18 protein-coding genes are annotated in these 17,182 nt (G+C 54.8%); 8 read left to right on the top strand and 10 right to left on the bottom strand.

The features are described from left to right. Positions 1–36 precede the first annotated feature (36 nt). From ACFPDR_RS18585 to ACFPDR_RS18595, 3 genes are all read right to left on the bottom strand, one after another. On the bottom strand, positions 37–1,083 hold the full coding sequence (locus ACFPDR_RS18585; RefSeq protein WP_009460120.1) for a TRAP transporter substrate-binding protein: 1,047 nt from the start codon (positions 1,081–1,083) through the stop codon (positions 37–39). A 113-nt stretch (positions 1,084–1,196) separates the two neighbouring features. Then, positions 1,197–2,000 carry a putative hydro-lyase gene (locus ACFPDR_RS18590; RefSeq protein WP_026483783.1) on the bottom strand — a complete coding sequence of 268 codons (804 nt, stop codon included), beginning with the start codon at positions 1,998–2,000 and terminating at the stop codon, positions 1,197–1,199. A gap of 98 nt (positions 2,001–2,098) precedes the next feature. Next, positions 2,099–2,998, bottom strand: a complete 900-nt coding sequence (locus tag ACFPDR_RS18595) for a LysR family transcriptional regulator (RefSeq protein WP_009460118.1) — start codon at positions 2,996–2,998, stop codon at positions 2,099–2,101. 124 nt (positions 2,999–3,122) lie between these two features. Here ACFPDR_RS18595 and waaC point away from each other — a divergent pair, with 124 nt between their 5' ends. After that, complete coding sequence (gene waaC / locus ACFPDR_RS18600) at positions 3,123–4,124, top strand: lipopolysaccharide heptosyltransferase I (protein WP_035268533.1); 1,002 nt, start codon at positions 3,123–3,125, stop codon at positions 4,122–4,124. A 185-nt stretch (positions 4,125–4,309) separates the two neighbouring features. Next, on the top strand, positions 4,310–5,635 hold the full coding sequence (locus ACFPDR_RS18605; RefSeq protein ID WP_083055277.1) for a 3-deoxy-D-manno-octulosonic acid transferase: 1,326 nt from the start codon (positions 4,310–4,312) through the stop codon (positions 5,633–5,635). Between the two features lie 155 nt (positions 5,636–5,790). Here the strand turns inward: ACFPDR_RS18605 and ACFPDR_RS18610 are convergent, their stop codons facing one another. From ACFPDR_RS18610 to ACFPDR_RS18625, 4 genes are all read right to left on the bottom strand, one after another. Continuing rightward, positions 5,791–6,000, bottom strand: a complete 210-nt coding sequence (locus ACFPDR_RS18610; RefSeq protein WP_026483779.1) for a cold-shock protein — start codon at positions 5,998–6,000, stop codon at positions 5,791–5,793. 254 nt (positions 6,001–6,254) lie between these two features. Continuing rightward, complete coding sequence (gene galU, locus ACFPDR_RS18615; RefSeq protein ID WP_035268525.1) at positions 6,255–7,085, bottom strand: UTP--glucose-1-phosphate uridylyltransferase GalU; 831 nt, start codon at positions 7,083–7,085, stop codon at positions 6,255–6,257. A 343-nt stretch (positions 7,086–7,428) separates the two neighbouring features. After that, positions 7,429–8,265 (bottom strand): type III pantothenate kinase, encoded by an 837-nt coding sequence (locus ACFPDR_RS18620; protein ID WP_060186525.1) that lies wholly within the window; start codon positions 8,263–8,265, stop codon positions 7,429–7,431. 38 nt (positions 8,266–8,303) lie between these two features. Further along, positions 8,304–9,173: a biotin--[acetyl-CoA-carboxylase] ligase gene (locus ACFPDR_RS18625; protein WP_009460113.1), complete on the bottom strand. Its 870-nt coding sequence runs from the start codon at positions 9,171–9,173 to the stop codon at positions 8,304–8,306. A 57-nt stretch (positions 9,174–9,230) separates the two neighbouring features. On the opposite strand from ACFPDR_RS18625, the gene ACFPDR_RS18630 reads away from it, so the two are divergent. The 5 genes from ACFPDR_RS18630 (at position 9,231) to lipB (ending at position 13,083) form a co-directional block, all read left to right on the top strand. After that, positions 9,231–9,881 carry an alpha/beta hydrolase gene (locus ACFPDR_RS18630; protein ID WP_021447090.1) on the top strand — a complete coding sequence of 217 codons (651 nt, stop codon included), beginning with the start codon at positions 9,231–9,233 and terminating at the stop codon, positions 9,879–9,881. A gap of 125 nt (positions 9,882–10,006) precedes the next feature. Further along, positions 10,007–11,236: a D-alanyl-D-alanine carboxypeptidase family protein gene (locus ACFPDR_RS18635; RefSeq protein WP_035268521.1), complete on the top strand. Its 1,230-nt coding sequence runs from the start codon at positions 10,007–10,009 to the stop codon at positions 11,234–11,236. Positions 11,237–11,260: 24 nt separating this feature from the next. Continuing rightward, positions 11,261–12,133, top strand: a complete 873-nt coding sequence (locus tag ACFPDR_RS18640) for a D-amino acid aminotransferase (protein WP_376911744.1) — start codon at positions 11,261–11,263, stop codon at positions 12,131–12,133. After that, positions 12,130–12,402 (top strand): DUF493 family protein, encoded by a 273-nt coding sequence (locus ACFPDR_RS18645; protein WP_009460108.1) that lies wholly within the window; start codon positions 12,130–12,132, stop codon positions 12,400–12,402. Before ACFPDR_RS18640 ends, ACFPDR_RS18645 begins: the two co-directional genes overlap by 4 nt. An 18-nt stretch (positions 12,403–12,420) precedes the next feature. Then, on the top strand, positions 12,421–13,083 hold the full coding sequence (lipB, locus tag ACFPDR_RS18650; RefSeq protein ID WP_226349790.1) for a lipoyl(octanoyl) transferase LipB: 663 nt from the start codon (positions 12,421–12,423) through the stop codon (positions 13,081–13,083). A gap of 72 nt (positions 13,084–13,155) precedes the next feature. Here lipB and ACFPDR_RS18655 read toward each other — a convergent pair whose 3' ends face one another. Next, a complete protein-coding gene (locus ACFPDR_RS18655) occupies positions 13,156–13,947 on the bottom strand; it encodes an enoyl-CoA hydratase (protein WP_376911747.1) in 792 nt (263 codons plus the stop codon). A gap of 199 nt (positions 13,948–14,146) precedes the next feature. Between ACFPDR_RS18655 and lipA the strand changes: the two genes are divergently transcribed. Then, positions 14,147–15,151 carry a lipoyl synthase gene (gene lipA / locus ACFPDR_RS18660; protein WP_021447088.1) on the top strand — a complete coding sequence of 335 codons (1,005 nt, stop codon included), beginning with the start codon at positions 14,147–14,149 and terminating at the stop codon, positions 15,149–15,151. Between the two features lie 216 nt (positions 15,152–15,367). On the opposite strand, the gene ACFPDR_RS18665 is transcribed toward lipA, so the two are convergent. Beyond that, positions 15,368–15,721 carry a hypothetical protein gene (locus tag ACFPDR_RS18665; protein ID WP_137431031.1) on the bottom strand — a complete coding sequence of 118 codons (354 nt, stop codon included), beginning with the start codon at positions 15,719–15,721 and terminating at the stop codon, positions 15,368–15,370. 30 nt (positions 15,722–15,751) lie between these two features. After that, a complete protein-coding gene (locus ACFPDR_RS18670; protein WP_240688249.1) occupies positions 15,752–16,546 on the bottom strand; it encodes a uracil-DNA glycosylase in 795 nt (264 codons plus the stop codon). Positions 16,547–17,182: the final 636 nt, after the last annotated feature.

The raw sequence follows: 17,182 nt of genomic DNA on the forward strand, positions 1-17,182 counted from the left end.
CCACCGTGAGTCTGGTGGCAGGCAGGACGTACAGATTTACTTCTTGGCTTCGAAGCCCAGGATCGGGCTCAGGCTGGTGTTGAATGCAGCCACGGTGTCGGCGGCGCTACGCTCGGCCCACTTGGGAACCACGGTCTCGCTCATGACTTTCTTGAGCAGTTCACGGTCAGCGTCGGTAGGCTTGACCAGAGTCATCTTGCCTTTGACGGGCTGCGTGCAAGCGTCGGCGCCCGTGTTGCAGTCATAGCCTTCCTGTGTTTCCTTGGCAGCGGCAACCCAGATTTCTTCGGTCATGGCCTTGATGTTGCTGGCCAGGAACTCTTGAACTTTGGGGTCCAGCTTGTTCCAGGTGCCCAGGTTGGCTGCGTGAATCTGCTGGTTCCAGTTGATGGGCATTTCGTACAGCTTGGAGCTGACTTCGTACCACTTGGCCGAGTAGCCGGACATGGAGCCGGTAATGGCGCAATCGACCACACCGTTTTGCAGGGCAGGAACCACTTCACCAAATGGGATGGTTACGCTGTTGCCGCCCAGAGCCTGAACGAATTCAGCCTGAGTACGGCTGCTGGTACGCACCTTCTTGCCTTTCAGGTCGCTCAGGCCATTGAAGTTGCCATTGCAAAACAGAACTTGGGCAGGGTAGGTGGAAAAGCCCAGAACCTTGACGTTGCTCTTGGCGTAGAACTGTTCGTAGGCGGGAGTGAACGCGTCGGTCAGCTTCTTGGCCACTTCAATATCGGGAGCCAGGCCCGCCAGGTCGATCGCTTCGTTAATGGAGTTGTCGCTGGCAAAGTAAGCCAGGGTGGCGGTACCGAAAGGAATCACACCTTGGCTGATCAAGCGCATGATTTCAGGACCTTTCAGGCCCATGTCGTTAAAGCCCTTGATATCGGCCGTGATCTGGCCGCCGGACAGCTCAGGTACTTTCTTGGTCCAGAAGGGTTGCTCGGTGTTCTGGTAGGCGGTCAGGTTGCTCAAGCCACCGACAACTTTCAAAGAAGTCTTGGGCAGTTCCTGGGCCATGGCAGCAGAGCCCAGGGCCAGCGAGCCCAAAGCCAGGGAGGTCAGTACGATTTTTTTCATAAGGTGCTCCTAATAGCGGTCCAGCTGTATGGTTGATAGAGTGCGCTCCCTGTTTGCAGGGGCTGCATATTGAAACCAAAGGGGTGACCGGTTTTGTGTCGGTCAAAACTTGCTTAAAGCGCGGCCAGCCGTGTGTTGGGCAGATCGGTAATCAACATATGGCCAGGGGCATGCGTGATACAAAACTGCGGCTTGGCCTGGGCAGCAACGGCTTGAGGGGTGACGCCGCAAGCCCAGAAAACGGGTAATTCGTCGGGGCCGACTGGCACTGCATCGCCATAGTCGGGTTGTTGCAGGTCGCTGATTCCAATCAGGGACGGGTCGCCGATATGAACCGGGGCACCGTGCACGGACGGAAAGCGCGAGGTGATCTGAATGGCACGAATGGCATCGGCCGCACGCATGGGGCGCATCGATACCACCAGCGGGCCAGACAGGCGCTGTGTGCCCTGGGTCTGGATCGAACTGCGATACATGGGCACATTCACACCCGCGCTGATATGGCGCACATCAATCCCGTCGGCCAGCAGCGCTTCTTCAAAGGAGAAGGAGCAGCCAATCAGAAAGGACACCAGATCATCGCGCCAGACATCTTCGATGTTCAGTGGCTCGGCGCTGAGCTCGCCGTTCTGCCAGACACGGTAACGAGGGAAATCCGTGCGCAGATCAATCGAGCCACCCAAGGTTGGCACCTGAAACTGACCGGGTTCCGTCACGGCCAATAAAGGGCAGGGTTTGGGGTTGCGCTGACAAAACAGCAGGAACTCATCGGCCCAGTCTTTGGGCAGAATCATCAGGTTGGCCTGCACATAGCCTGCGGCCAGTCCTGCGGTAGGACCAGTATGAGTTTCTTGACGGATCAGCTCGCGGCATTTTTCAGCCTCGGGCGCCAGCACAGGCAGGGTTTGCAGGTTCATGATGACCACTCGCACAAAGGGGGTTGATCACAGCCTCGGATTGCAACCGATCAGATAATTTGTGTCCAATCGTATGTTTGAATCCTAGGCCATAACGATTACTTATCGGACTGCACGTATTGCTGGGCGATTTCTTGGGCGTGATTGGCCACGACGCGGGCAATATGACTGTCCGGAGAATCCATCCAGCAGGCAAAAAATTCGATGGCCGGCAGGGGTTGATCCACCTTCAAAAGGCGCAGTTTTCCCTCGGAAAGCTCGTCTTTTATGACCTCGGGAGCCAGCACGCTGGGGCCCATGGCATGACGCGTCATTTGCACGATTGTGCTTAGCGATGCACTGCCAAAAATACGTGGGGATTTGACGCCGGCACGCAGCAAAGCTTCGCGTGTGGCGAGGTAGGGAACGCTACCGGATGGATAGGTGATTACAGGGTAAACCCCTAGCTCGGAAACGCTGACTTTGCGGCCATGCAACTTCAATTCGGGACTGGCGACCCAGCCTAACTGATAAGCGCACAGTCGAATGCATTGTTCTTTGGGATCCTGGCCTACGCCCACAATCATGGCCATATCAATCTGGAAGCTGGCCAGTTGCTGGCGCAGCACGCTGGTGGTGTCGACATGAATCTCGATGACCAAAGCCGGGTATTCCTGATGCAGCTTGTCGATCAGCTCATGCAGCCAGGTCTGCACAATGGTTTCAGCCACCCCCAGACGCAGCAGGCCGCGGATGGCGTTCTGCTCTTTGGCGGCGCGCAGCATCTCGGTACGCAGATCCAGCATGCGCTGTGCGTGCGACAACAACTCCTGGCCTTTATCGGTCAGCTTGATGCCCCGGGCACCCCGATCAAACAAGCGCAGCTCCAGACTGGATTCCAGTCCGGCGATACGCTGAGAAATAGACGGTTGGGTCGTGTTGAGTTTTTCGGCAGCTGCCCGGAAACCGCCAAGCTCGGCAACCCATACAAAGGCTTCGATCTGTTTGAGATCAATCATGTTTCCGGTCCAGAAAATAGGCAGTCTTATTATGCCTGATGGCAATTGGCGGGCATAAGTAGAGCAGGCGGATATTTTTCTGCATCTTTGTTTGATTGGACGCGGCCACCACTATAATTCGCCCATGACTTGCAAGATACTGATTGTGCGTACGTCCTCTTTGGGAGATCTGGTGCATATGCTGCCAGCAATCTCGGACATTGCACGCCATGTGCCCGGTGCACAAATTGATTGGCTCGTAGAAGAGAGCTTTGCTCAGATTCCGGGCTGGCATCCGGCAGTAAATGAAGTGATCCCGGTGGCGCATCGGCGCTGGCGCAAACAGTGGTGGTCTGCCCAGACACGCCAGGAACGCGCCGCCTTGCGCGAACAACTGCAATCACGCCAATACGATGTTGTGCTGGATATGCAGGCGCTGATGAAATCCATCTGGCTGGTACGGCAGACTAAAGGCCGTCGTCATGGGCTGGATTGGAAGTCGGCGCGTGAACCGCTGGCCTCGCTGTTCTACGATGTGCGTCATCGCGTCGGTTTCTGGCAGCCTGCTGTGTTCCGTCAGCGCAGCTTGGCCGCGTCTGCCTTTGGCTATCAGTTTGAAGGCGCTCCTGATTTTGGTTTGCAGGGTTTGGCCGCGCAAGCCCCCAAGGACGAGGATCCTTACGCCATTATCATGCCGTCGGCCAGCCGCGACGATAAGCTCTGGGAGCCGGAGAACTGGCAACAGGTCTTTGATCGCCTGCAAGGGGAAGGGATGGCATTGCGCTTGTTGGCGGGCAGCCCTGCCGAGTCCGCCCGTGCCGAGGCGCTGATTATTGGTCGCAGCCAGGCTCAGGTGATGCCAAGAATGGATTTGACGCCTATCGCTTTGCAATTGGCTGGAGCGCAAGTCATGGTGGGTCTGGACAGTGGTCTGACGCATTTGTCAGCCGGTTTGGGCCGTCCTACTATTGGTATCTATAAAGCCTCGACCCCAGTGCGTACCCCCCTGGAAGGTTCCGCCTACACCGCCAGCCTGGGCGAGCGTGGGCATCCTCCTTCAGCGGAAACGGTGCTCTGTGCCATCGATCAGGCGCTGGGGCGGACAGTAGTGCCGGAGGCGGCCTTGTTGGACGCGCCAAAAGGCTAGTTCGGGCCTGATCGCCAATTCGTTTTTTTGTCAGCCGGCTTTGTGCTTACAATACGCGATGCTAAGGGGCCTGCAGCCCCGCCTGGGTGCAGGCCCTTTGTCTGCCTGACATTATTTTCTATTCGTCTTCCTGGTAGCGCCGAGCGTGGCTTGGCTGCTGCTGATTTCGTACTGAGGCTAAGCGGGTGAACCGATTCTTCTATACCGCCTCTATTCGCATATTGGCTCCAGCCTTGATGGCCTGGATGGGCTTGCGTGCCCGTCGAGCTGGTGGCGAATGGCAGGTGTTATCGGGTCCCCGCTTTGGTTTTTATGGTTCGCTGCCTGCGCCCAGGAAAGCCCCGGTGTGGGTGCATGCGGTCAGCTTGGGTGAAACGCGTGCGGCGCAGCCTTTGATTCGTGCTTTGCTGGATCAGGGTGAGACGGTCCTGTTAACCCATATGACAGTTACGGGCCGTACAGAAGGTGCGACTGCGTTTGCGGCTGAGATTGCCAGCGGGCAATTACTGCAACAATGGCTACCCTACGACTTTCCGGGCTCGGTACGACGTTTTTTCGCCCATTACCGGCCATGTGCCGGGGTGCTGATTGAACGCGAGGTGTGGCCCAATCTATTGGCTGCGGCACGCCGGCAAGGTGTTCCCATGATGTTGGCCAGTGCCCGGTTCTCGGAAAGTGCATTGCGTACCAGCCTGAAAGCAGGTTCGGTCATGCGAGAGGCCTACCGCTCCTTCAAGTTGATCTATGCACAAAGCCTGGCTGATGCACAGCGGCTGGAATTGGCGGGCGCACAAGGCGTGCGCGTGTCAGGGAATCTGAAGTTTGATGTAGTTTTGCCACAGGACAAGATTGCACGTGGCCGTGGCTTTGCCAGTGACCTGGGACGGCGTGTGGTGGTGATCGCCAGTACGCGCGAGACTGAGCATGTCGATTTCATTGATGCCATTGCCCATTACCTGCGCCGTGAACGAGAGCATGGTAGCGAGCTACATAGCCCAGTCCTGTTTGTTGTGATTCCACGTCACCCGGAGCGGTTTGAAGAAGCGGCAGATTATCTGAATCAGCTAGGTTTGCGTTCCGTGCGGCGTAGCGAGTTGCTGGAGCAGGGCGATACCAGCACCAGTGCGATCAAGGCTTGTCGTGAAGTGGATGTGCTGCTGGGCGACACCCTAGGTGAAATGCACTGGTATTACGGCCTGGCACGAGTCGCCATTGTGGCGGGCAGCTTCCAGCCCTTGGGCGGGCAGAACTTTATCGAGGCCTGCGCAGTGGGTGTCCCTGTGATTGTGGGCCCGCATACTCATAATTTTGCCCAAGCCATGCAAGATGCCATGCAGGCCGGCGCTGCGATACGTGCGGGTACGCCAGCCTTGGCGTTGCAGCAGGCACTGGAGCTAGTAGATGATCCAGCACGTCATCACAAAATGGCTGATGCGGGTTTGCATTGGGTTCAAATGCACGAAGGCGCAGTGCAGCGTGTACTTTCTGGATTGGCACAAATCCGCGATTAAATACGTAGCTGTTTATTAGCTAATAAGTATTTAGTTTTACATGTTTTGGAATTTGTGGCGATTTGAGGACAGCTCGTCTTGATTTGAATCAAGTTAAATAAAAAAGCCCGCATTTAGCGGGCTTTTTTGAGATCTAAAAACTAATCGAGATCGATTTACAGTTTTTGGATGCTCTTAGCTTGTGGACCCTTTTGGCCTTCAGCCGACACGTACGAAACGCGCTGGTTTTCTTCCAAGGATTTAAAGCCCGTGCCCAAGATGTCGGAATGGTGAACGAAAAGATCTTTGCCACCGTTGTCGGGGGAGATAAAGCCGTAGCCTTTTTCGTTATTGAACCATTTCACGATACCGGTTTCTGTTTGCATTTCCTGCATTCCCTAAAAATGACGAGCAATCTGCTCAAAAAAGATTGTCAAGATGTAAAAATCAGGGCAATGAGTATTAGAAACAATACCGTATTGAACAAACTTCGACGAACTTGAAATCCTGCACCGCCAATCGTAGGGGGTATTTAACCTGTAAGTCAAGCTAAATCGACCCTCTGCGTGGTTTTAAGGCAGTGTTTGATCAACAATTGCAACCAAGCTTGTTATCGTAACGGACCCCTCTGCGCCCCTCGTTAAAGTCCGTGGTATTTACGACCAAATTCAAGCGTAGCATGAAAGAAACCGGACTTGCTACCACAGTCGTAACGTGTGCCTTCATATTCATATGCATATACCGCACGACTTTCCAAAAGACTGGCAATTCCATCCGTTAATTGAATCTCTCCACCTACCCCTGCTTGAGTGCGTCGCAGGTGGTCAAATATTTCCGCTTCCAATACATAACGGCCTACAACGGCTTGTGTAGAAGGGGCTACTTCGGGTGCAGGCTTTTCAACAATTCCATTAAGTCGAGTTGCTTTTGAGTCGACTAAATTACCCGAAACAATTCCATATTTATTTGTTTCATTTCTATTTACATTTTGAGTTGCCACAATACTTCCGTTGTATTGATGCGCAGCCTCAACCAGTTGCCGCGATACAGGTGTGGTGGCGTCGATCAGGTCGTCCGCCAGCAGGACCAGGAAGGGCTCGTTGCCCACGATGGGTGCAGCGCACAGCACGGCATGGCCCAGACCCAGCGCGCGCGGCTGGCGGGTGTAAATACAGCTGACATGGCTGGGAATGATGTTTTGAACGGCATCCAGCAACTCCAGCTTGTTCTTGCCTTCCAGTTCGTGTTCCAGTTCCGGGATGCTGTCAAAGTGATCTTCAATGGCTCGCTTGTTGCGGCCAGTGATAAAGATCAGTTCTGTGACTCCAGCGGCGACAGCCTCTTCGACAGCGTACTGAATCAGTGGTTTGTCGACAATTGGCAACATTTCCTTGGGCATGGCCTTGGTGGCGGGCAGAAAACGTGTGCCTAGACCGGCGACGGGGAAAACTGCTTTGCGTATGGGTTTCATAGTGTCGTCAATCGAGGATCAAGGGGAAGCTGGCGTCGGATGGGCCGGGGTTCCAAGTTGAATGGCATCTTGGTTACGCTGCGAAAACTGTCTAGGCTCACGGCCTTGTTCGCTGGGGGGCGTGCCAAAAAAGCCTTGTCCAAAAGCCAGCAAGGCAAGGTTTGCCACCAGGATCAGTATGAAAAGCAGTCGCATCGCAAATGCCCTGAAAAGTACAGTTCAACCCAAGATTGTACGGGTAGGGGAGTTTAAGTTCATCCGTTTTAATGCCAATCGTATCTATGGGTCACCGGCAGTTCACAGGCAAGAGGGGGCAGAGGGACGGTTGTAAGCTCGAATCGACTTACGGGTGCGCCACAAACAGCGACAGACCCCGCAAGGCAGGAGTTTCCAGCTCGTGTAGATGGGGGGGCTCTATATTGAGCAAACGGCAATGATGACTTAATTGTTCTAACAGTTCTTGCTGCGCCAGTGCGCGGCCACCGCCCGCCAAAAAGACCAATGGGCTGTGTCCCAGATGCTGACGGCCTTTCTCCCATTGTCGCAACACGGCTCCAGCCTGTGCGGCAGCAACCCCGGTACTGATAGCTTCTTGAGTATTGCGTGGGAACGCCGCAGTTTGCCCATGCGCCTCAGGGAGCTGCGCCGTATTTTGCTTGAGTGAAGCCAGCATCAAGCTGGGACCGGGCAGAATGGAGCCACCTAAAAAGTGACGCACTCCATTTTGTGCAGGTCCCAGCAAGTCAATCGTGGTAGCAGTACCAAAGCTGATCAGCAAGGCGCCTTGGTCGACCGGGTATTCCTGGGTTAGCAAATCGCTTAACCCTAATAAGGAGGCCCAGCGATCGGCACCCAATTGGCCAGCCTGTTCATAATCGTTGTGCAGCCCAAAAGCCTGCTCTTGGGCCTGCAACCAGCGTACCGGTCCCAAGCCCAGACGGCTGACGGCCGCATCAATTTGCGCTTGGACCTGTGGCCCGGCCACATTCACTCCTAGTGCTTGTACACCTTTTTGTTGGGCGAATTCCTGCAGCGGGGCCTGGCCTGCCTCCAGCCAAACCGCCAATTGATCCAATTGGTCGGCATGCACGCTAACCGGCTGGCTTTCGCGCGCGCCGCTTAAAGGATGACACCACCCTAGTTTGATACGGGTGTTGCCAGAGTCGATGAGCAGGGTCATGCCGGATCGTCAGAGCTAAAAAGAGTGCAGTATAGCGATCAGCGGTGAGCGCGAACGGAAACTTCGCCCACTGTGACCGCGCGTTCGGAACCATCGGGGTGGCGCAATAATAATTGCCCCGAGGTATTGATGCCCGTCACGATGCCTGTATGCAGGACTTGGCCATTGTCAATGATATGGACTTGCTGGCCAATTAGCGCGTCAACTTGCGCGTAGCGTGTAGGCAGATCAGCAAAACCGTGGGCTGTGACATGGTTCAGGCTCAGGTACAGGCTTTGCGCGACTTTGGCCACAAGGTCCGAACAGCGTGCCAGAGACGCTTGCTGGGAGTGTTCAGCAATGCTGGTCCAGTCTGCAATGGCGCGTTGCGTGTTCTGGCTGATGGTCTCTGCTTCACGCAGGTTCAGGCCTATGCCGATAATCACCACATGATGGTCACTGGAGCTGGGCGCTGCACTGGCGCGGGTCGCCTCAACCAGAATGCCGGACAGCTTGGCCTGATCCCATAGCACGTCATTCGGCCATTTCATGGCCAGACGATTACGCACTGCCGGTTCCAGAAACTGGCGCAGCGCTTCCGTCGTTGCCAGACCGGACAGCGGCGAAAGAGTAGGCAGCTGCCGCGCAGGCAGAAAAATATCAAAGGCACAGGAAAACATCAGGTTTGCACCGACGCTGTTTTCCCATGTGCGTCCGGCACGCCCACGACCACGACTTTGCAGATGTGCGCCCAGCAACCAGGGACGCACACGCGGCCCGGATTCCTGACGAGCCAGGGCAAGCAAATCGGCGTTGGTCGATTCGGTCGAGTCTACCCAGCGTATCTGGGGAAAATGTGGCAAGCGCGTACGCAGCTCTGCCACCATATCGCGCGGGCTGGGTAGGGTGAATGCAGAAGAGGTATTCATGACAATCCGGTACACTGGATGAGTTAAACGTAATCTTATGTGATATTTGATCTGAGCATGTCTGAACGCGTAGATACAATCCAATTTTCCGGCCAGGCCGGTGTTATTGACTGTGCTCTGGACTGGCCAGCGGGCGAGCCCAAGGGTTGGGCCTTGTTGCTGCATCCTCACCCTTTGCATGGTGGGGCACGTAACAACAAAGTGGTGACAACCTTGTCGCGCAGTGCCACTCAACATGGTTTGCTGGCAGTACGCCCGGATTTCCGTGGTGTCGGAAAGTCTGCCGGGGAGTTCGATAGCAGCCGCGGCGAAACTGCCGATATGCTGGCTTTGATTGAGCAATTCCCATCACATTTCCCGCAGTGGAGTTCCGGCCCATCCATGTTGGCCGGGTTTTCATTTGGCACTGCAGTCGCTGCTCAAGTGTATGCCAGCCTGCAGGAAGCCCAGGCACCTTTGCCCGGCGCCTTCATCCTGACTGGTACTGCGGTCAATCGTTTCCGCTTCCGGGATGTCAGCCCTCCTGCCGATACCTTGCTAGTGCACGGTGAAACCGACGATGTCGTTCCCTTGTCGGAAGGCATGGACTTTGCGCGTGAGCATCAGTTGCCCATGGTTGTGCTGCCCGAGGCCGGCCACTTTTTTCATGGCAAGCTGATTCAGCTGCGTGAGTTGGTCAGCCGTCATTTGGCCGGGCTTGGAACCTAAGCCGGGTTTTGCTTTCAAATCGTTGCGTTTTCCTGTTCAGACTCAGGGGCCTTGCCCCTCACAGGCCCAGATGGCTCTGCCATAATGGGTTCTTTCCGCCACTGTCAAAGCAATCGATTTTTTCCATGACTTCTATTCAAAAATTTGCATCTCCAGTCCTCTCTCGTTGTGTGGTGGCACTTGCCCTGGCGCTGCCTATGGTGGCTCAGGCACAGACTCAAACCCCTACCCCGACAGAATCGGCTCAAGTGCTTGGCGCTCAGACGCCTGCCTTGCCAGGTGATTTGTCCGTTGTACCCGCACCTAGCCTGACGGCACGTGCCTGGTTGTCCATGGACGTTAATAGTGGCCAGATCATCGCGGCAGAAGGGCTGAACGAACAGGTCGAGCCTGCTTCCCTGACCAAGCTGATGACGGCCTATCTGGTCTTTGATGCTTTGGAATCCGGTCGCCTGAAGCTGGATCAGACCGTTGTGATTTCGGACAAGGCATGGCGCACCGAAGGTTCGCGCATGTTCGTGAAAGTTAATTCGCAAGTGGCCGTGAATGATCTGCTGCAAGGTGTGATCGTGCAATCGGGCAATGATGCCTCTGTTGCCTTGGCCGAAGCCGTTGCGGGTAGCGAAGGTGCTTTTGCCGCCTTGATGAACGAAGAAGCCGCCAAGCTGGGTTTGACGGCTACGCATTTCAAGAACTCCACCGGCTTGCCTGATCCAGAGCATCTGACCTCGGTACGTGATCTGGGCGTGTTGTCCGCGGCACTGGTTGCCCGCTTCCCCCAGTATCTGCACTACTACAGCCAAAAAGAGTACACCTACAACAATATCAAGCAGCCCAACCGTAACCGCCTGCTGTGGCTGGACAATACAGTTGATGGTTTGAAAACCGGCCATACCCAATCGGCCGGTTACTGCCTGGTGTCGACCGCCTTGCGCGATGGCCGTCGCGTAGTGTCGGTTGTGGTGGGCACGGCAAATGACGCCGCTCGTACAGAAAACAGCCTGAAGCTTCTGAACTGGAGCTTCCAGAACTTTGAAACGGTCAAACTGTACGACGCCAGCAATCCTGCTGTCACCGCCCGCGTTTGGGAAGGTGAGGTCGAGAATGTAGGCCTGGGTACAGAAGGAGCCTTGTGGTTGACTGTTCCACGTGGCAAGTCCTCGGAAATCAAGCCTGTTGCCAACTATACCCAGCCTTTGCTGGCTCCGTTGAGCAAGGGTGACAAGGTCGGTACACTGACTTTGTCCCTGGATGGCAAGGTTTTGGCAGAGCAGCCTTTGCTGGTGCTGCAAGATGTGCCCGAGGCCGGCTTTTTTGGTCGTATGGCCGACAAAGTGCGCTTGATGTTTGAGTAATTCCTTGGTGCGAGGCTAAATCCTATGATTGCAGGCATTGACCCCGACAGCATTGTTTATTTGAACGGCGACTTTGTGCGCTTGGGTGAAGCGAAGATCTCGGTACTGGATCGTGGCTTTATCTTTGGCGACGGCATTTACGATGTCGTGCCTGCTTATCACGGGAAACCTTTTCGTATTGATGGGCACCTGGGGCGCTTGGAGCGCAGTCTGGCAAAAGTGGGCATCACCAACCCTTTCACTCGCCGTGAATGGGAAAAGCTGGTGCTGGATATGCTGGCCCGTTCGGGCCGGGGTGCCGACTGCATGGTCTACATTCAGGTAACCCGCGGTGTTGCCAAGCGCGACCACGCCTTCCCCAGCAATGTGCCGCCCAGCATCTTCATCATGGTCTCGCCCTTCAAGCGAGTGCAGCAAGAGCGCGAAACGGGTTTGAAGGCGGTGGCCATTGACGATGAGCGTTGGCTGCGTTGCGATATAAAATCCATTTCCTTGCTGGGCAATGTTTTGGCCAAGCAACAGGCTCTGGAAGCCGGTGTGGACGAGGTCATTCAGTTCAGAGACGGTTTTCTGACCGAAGGGGCCTCCTGCAATATCTGGATTGTGCGCGACGGTACCTTGCTGGCACCCATGCGCAACAATTTGATCCTGGAAGGGATTCGCTACAGTTTGATGGAAGAGCTGGCCGCCCAGGCGGGTATAGCTTTTCAGGCGCGTCAGATCTCTCGTGAAGAGGTCGACACTGCCGATGAAATTATGATGACGTCAGCCACCAAAGAGGTGCTGCCCATCGTTGTATTTAACGGTCAGCCCGTCGGCGACGGACGACCCGGCCCTGTCTTTGCCAAATTACGTGAAGGCTATGACAAGGCCATCAAGGCTGCGGAGCAAGCATGACAATTTCCCCCGAAGAATCGTTGATCGAATACCCCAGTGACTTTCCTATCAAAGTCATGGGCCAGACTCACGAAACCCTGCAAGACGAATTGCTGGCTATCGTGCTGGAACACGATCCAGGCTTTGACGCTGCCACTATCGAGGTGCGTCCCAGCAAGGCAGGCAACTACACGGGCCTGACTTTCACGGTGCGCGCTGTCTCGCGTGAGCAACTGGATAATCTTTACCGTGCCCTGCATGCGCATCATCTGGTGCGTGTGGTGATGTAAAGCAGGGATCAGGCGTTCATGTCCGACTCAGTTCGTATCAAGTGGTTTGAGCGGCCCAGCGCCTATGAACCTATCTGGCAGGCAATGCGCGACTTTACCGAGCAGCGCGAGGCGGAGACTCCTGATGAAATCTGGCTTGTCGAGCACACGCCTGTCTATACGCAAGGACAGGCTGGCAAGCCGGAACATCTGCTGAATCCCGGTGGCATCCCCGTGGTGCAAACCGACCGGGGCGGGCAGATTACCTATCACGGCCCTGGGCAGTTAATGGTGTACTGCCTGTTTGATCTGCGCCGGGTGGGCTTATACGTCAAAGAATACGTACGCCTTTTGGAAGAGGCTGTTATTGCTTGTCTGACGCATTTTGGTGTCGAAGGGGCTTGCTGCAAGCCAGGGGCACCGGGTGTCTATGTACCGCAAGGGGTGGCAAGCCAGGAGTTGGCCAAGATTTCCGCATTGGGGATCAAGATTCGCAATGGCCGCTCTTACCATGGACTGGCCTTGAATATAGGCATGGATCTAAGCCCATTTAGCGGCATCAATCCCTGTGGCTATGAAGGGCTGCAAACAACAGATATGCGTTCGCAAGGCGTCGTGGTCCCCATGGACGAGGTTGCACAGTATTTGTCTAATTATCTATCGCAAGCGATGGCTCTGCGCCTACAGGCAGCGGCAGCTTAAATAGCGCAGCGATAAAGCGCCGCATGTGGCGGCGCTCATCTTTATATTGTTATTTATTCGTCAAGTGCCGCCTCAGGTTCCGCTCCAGTGTGGCGCGCGTTTCTCGATAAAAGCATCAATACCTTCGCAGGCATCATTGCTCATCATATTGTCAGCCATGACCTGACCGGCGTAGTCGTAGGCTTGTTCAATAGCCAGGCTGCGCTGGCGGTAGAACATGGCCTTGCCTGCGCGGACGGCGACCGGACTCTTGGCCATGACGCTGTCGGCCAGTTTCTGTACGGTTTGATCCAGCTGGTCTTCGGCTACCGCGTAATTGATCAGCCCCAGCTCTTGAGCTCGTTGGGCGCTGATGAATTCGCCAGTCATCAACATTTCCATGGCGGCCTTGGGTGGCACGCAGCGTGACAGGGCAACAGCAGGGGTGGAGCAGAAAAGACCAACATTAATGCCTGATACTGCAAAGCGAGTGGACTCGGTGGCAACAGCCATATCGCAGGTAGCAACCAGCTGACAGCCCGCTGCGGTGGCCAGCCCTTGCACACGAGCAATCACCGGCACGGGCAAGGCCAGCACACCTTGCATGACGCGGCTGCAGCGGCTGAACAGATCACGGTAATAGTCGTGTTCGGGTTTGGAGCGCATCTGTTTCAGATCGTGCCCGGCACAAAAGGCCTTGCCTTCCGCCTGAATGATGACGCACTGCAAGCTGGGGTCCTGGGCCAGCTTGTCCAGAATGTGTTGTAAAGAGTCCAACACTTCTTCAGACAGCGCGTTGTACTTGGCGGGCCGGTTCAAGGTGATGCGGGCCAGTCCCTGATGCTGTTCCAGCAGGACGGGATCGGCGAGGTGCTCTTGTGACATGCAAGTCTCCGTACTTATAGTATGTGCAGGTTTTATTTTTGGGTGTTGCTGCATCGTTAAGTCGACCTCTATATTAGAGGGGACTGGTACAAACTATCGCCCTTGTTCTAGGCGCTTGTAAAGCGAAGGGGCTACAATTGACCACTGCGCCCATCGTTTAGTGATGTTGCCCGCACGCTGTTTTTCTATTTAGACGCCTATGACCACCCCTACAGATACGTCCGTCGATTCCAAACCTACTGTGCGCCCTCGCGTTGTCGAATACGACGCAACGCAAAAGCAGAAGGCCGAGGCCAAGACCTCGCGCATTCCCATTAAGGTCGTGCAGGCAGAGCGTTTGAAAAAGCCTGATTGGATTCGGGTGAAGGCGGCTGCACCGAATTCCCGTTTCTACGAGATCAAGGAAACTCTGCGCGAGCACAAGCTGTTCTCGGTGTGCGAAGAAGCTTCCTGTCCCAATATCGGGGAGTGTTTTGGCAAGGGCACGGCCACCTTCATGATCATGGGCGACAAGTGCACACGTCGTTGCCCATTCTGTGATGTGGGCCATGGCCGTCCTGACCCGCTGGACGAGAATGAACCTGCCAACCTGGCCAAGGCCATTGGCGCCATGAAGTTGTCCTACGTGGTTATTACCTCCGTAGACCGTGACGATTTGCGTGATGGTGGCGCTGCCCACTTTGTGGAATGTATCCGTCAGGTGCGCGAGCATTCGCCAACTACGACTATTGAAGTGCTGGTGCCGGACTTCCGTGCTCGTCTGGACCGTGCGTTGGGGATCCTGAATGCCTGCCCTCCAGATGTGATGAACCACAACCTGGAAACGGTACCTCGCTTGTACAAGCAGGCGCGTCCTGGTTCGGATTACCACCACTCCTTGAAACTGCTGCAAGAGTTCAAGAAGTTGCATCCAAACATTCCAACCAAATCCGGTTTGATGGTTGGCTTGGGTGAGACCAATGAAGAGATTCTGGAAGTGATGCGCGATATGCGAGCTCACGATATTGATATGCTGACCATTGGCCAGTATTTGCAGCCATCCGGCCACCACTTGCCCGTGATGCGCTACGTGACGCCTGATGAATTCTTGATGTTTGAGCGCGAGGCCTATGCAATGGGCTTTACCCATGCGGCGGTTGGTGCCATGGTGCGTTCGTCCTATCACGCAGACCAGCAGGCGCACGCAGCAGGTGTGCAACCTTAAAGATAAGAGAACAGGTCTTTGTAAGACTTGGCTTTTATTTGAAGAACCCGGCCTTGGCGCCGGGTTTTTTTTATGACTTCCGGGTTTTCCGGTGTTGTTGATCCGCGTCTGCCTGTTTTTTTACAGGTTTCAGGGCAGCCAGCAAGCCGGAGAGTCGTTCGCGGTTCTTGGGGCATGTATCCCTGGCTGCCTGTATCACTGCTTGCTGGTGTCCTTTTATTCGGACGGTGGGCTTTCTACTGCATCACTCTGGGCCAGGGCCTTGGCAGACAAGCTCTCTATATAAGGCTCCAGCACTTCGTCGTAATCTTCGACGCCCAGATACCAGGCCGTCAGACCTTTGTTGTCTTGTTTAAGATCAGTCCAGCAGAATAAAGAGCGATCAAAAGAGTCCTTGATGGTCTCGTTCACAAACTTGAACAATTCATCCAGCAAGGGCAGGCTGCTTAAGGGGACGGCAAACGGCGTTTCTCCCTGAAATTGCCAGCCATATTGTTCGAGCAGTTCGTTCGACCAAAGAGCATGTTGTTCTTGAGAGCTTAATTCTGGATTGGCAGGGCTTAAAGGCATGGTTCTGGATCAGGTAAGGGGAACGGATGGTCAAGCGCCAGTGGCAAACCATTGTATGGGAGTGACGCCTTGCTCTTTGAGCCAGTCATTGGCTTGCTGGAAATGACCACAGCCAATAAAAGGAACAGGGGGGCGGCGAGCAGCCAAGGGGGAAGGGTGATTGGCCTTCAAAATTAGGTAAGGATGCTGGGAGTGCTGCTGAATCAGTGCTTCTTTGGCTTGGGCGTGAGCACCCCACAACATATAAACAATAGGGCGTGTAGTCTGCTGGGCCAGGTTCATCAGCAGGGAGTCAGTAATCTGCTCCCAACCTTTCTTGGCGTGAGAGGCAGGCAAACCATCTTCTACAGTCAGCGATGTATTCAATAGCAAGACACCTTGTCGACCCCAGTTGCTCAGATCATGACTGCTTGGCAAGGTGGTGTCGGGATATTCCAGCTCCAGCTCTTTAAAGATATTGCGCAGACTGGGTGGGGCCGGGCAAGTGTCAGGCACGGAAAATGACAATCCCTGCGCCTGATTGGGACCGTGATAAGGGTCCTGGCCCAGAATCACGACGCTGACTTTCTGCAATGGCAGCAGTTCCAGTGCGCGGAAAGGGGCGGCCGGGTAAATAGAGGCGCCATCCTGGCACTCCTTGTCCAACCACTTGGCCAGAGTTGCCAATATGTCTTGCAGCTCCGGGCGATCCAATGTTGCACGCCAGTCGCTGGGAAGGCGGGCAATTTGATTCAGGATGTTCTCGGTCAGGAGATTGCCGGAGAGTAGTTCCTCGCCAATCAGGCTGAGCTGTGCCGCAGGGGCTTGAGAAGATGAGCGGGCCATAGTCTGCATACAGAGTTATTTGTCTGCCTATTGTAATAGGGGAGATGTGGCTTACCTATCTGCCTGGATGGGGTGTCTCTATATAGAGAGGGGTTTGTGGGTCAAAAGTAGGGCGCTTGGTATGTCTCTATATGTAGAGGGATGGCCGGCGCTCTATATATAGAGTGTTGTAGACCAGGTTCTAGATTAGCGGCCCATGGTGATAGCCGGGTCTTTGTGCAGCCTTCCCCAGGATCGCAACTGCATTCTTATCTTTTCTGTCTGTCTGTCTGTCTGTCTGTCTGTCTGTCTGCGAAAACACGTTTGGGGCGGGAATTCAGCGCGAAACAAGGGAATCGATGCTGAGCTGGAGAGAAAAAGCCTGGAATCGACCTGTTCTGCGATGGGGCATCCTGGCGTTTCACCTGCCAGTTCTGGTGTCTCTCCAGCTATGAACGAGATATAGTCATTTGGGCATCATTTAGTTTCATTTAAGTTTTATCATATATAACAATGATCTAAGTGGAAAATTACTGTAAACCGCCTCTTTTACATGAAATATTCAGGTAAAAAACTTGCAAAGCGGAAAATCCTCGTGCTATAGTTCTTTTCTCGCTGCAGCACACACAGGGTTTTCCCTGAAGCGCTACAGAGAGC

The organism is Alcaligenes sp. GCM10023179, assembly GCF_042653705.1.
GTDB lineage: Bacteria > Pseudomonadota > Gammaproteobacteria > Burkholderiales > Burkholderiaceae_B > Alcaligenes > Alcaligenes phenolicus.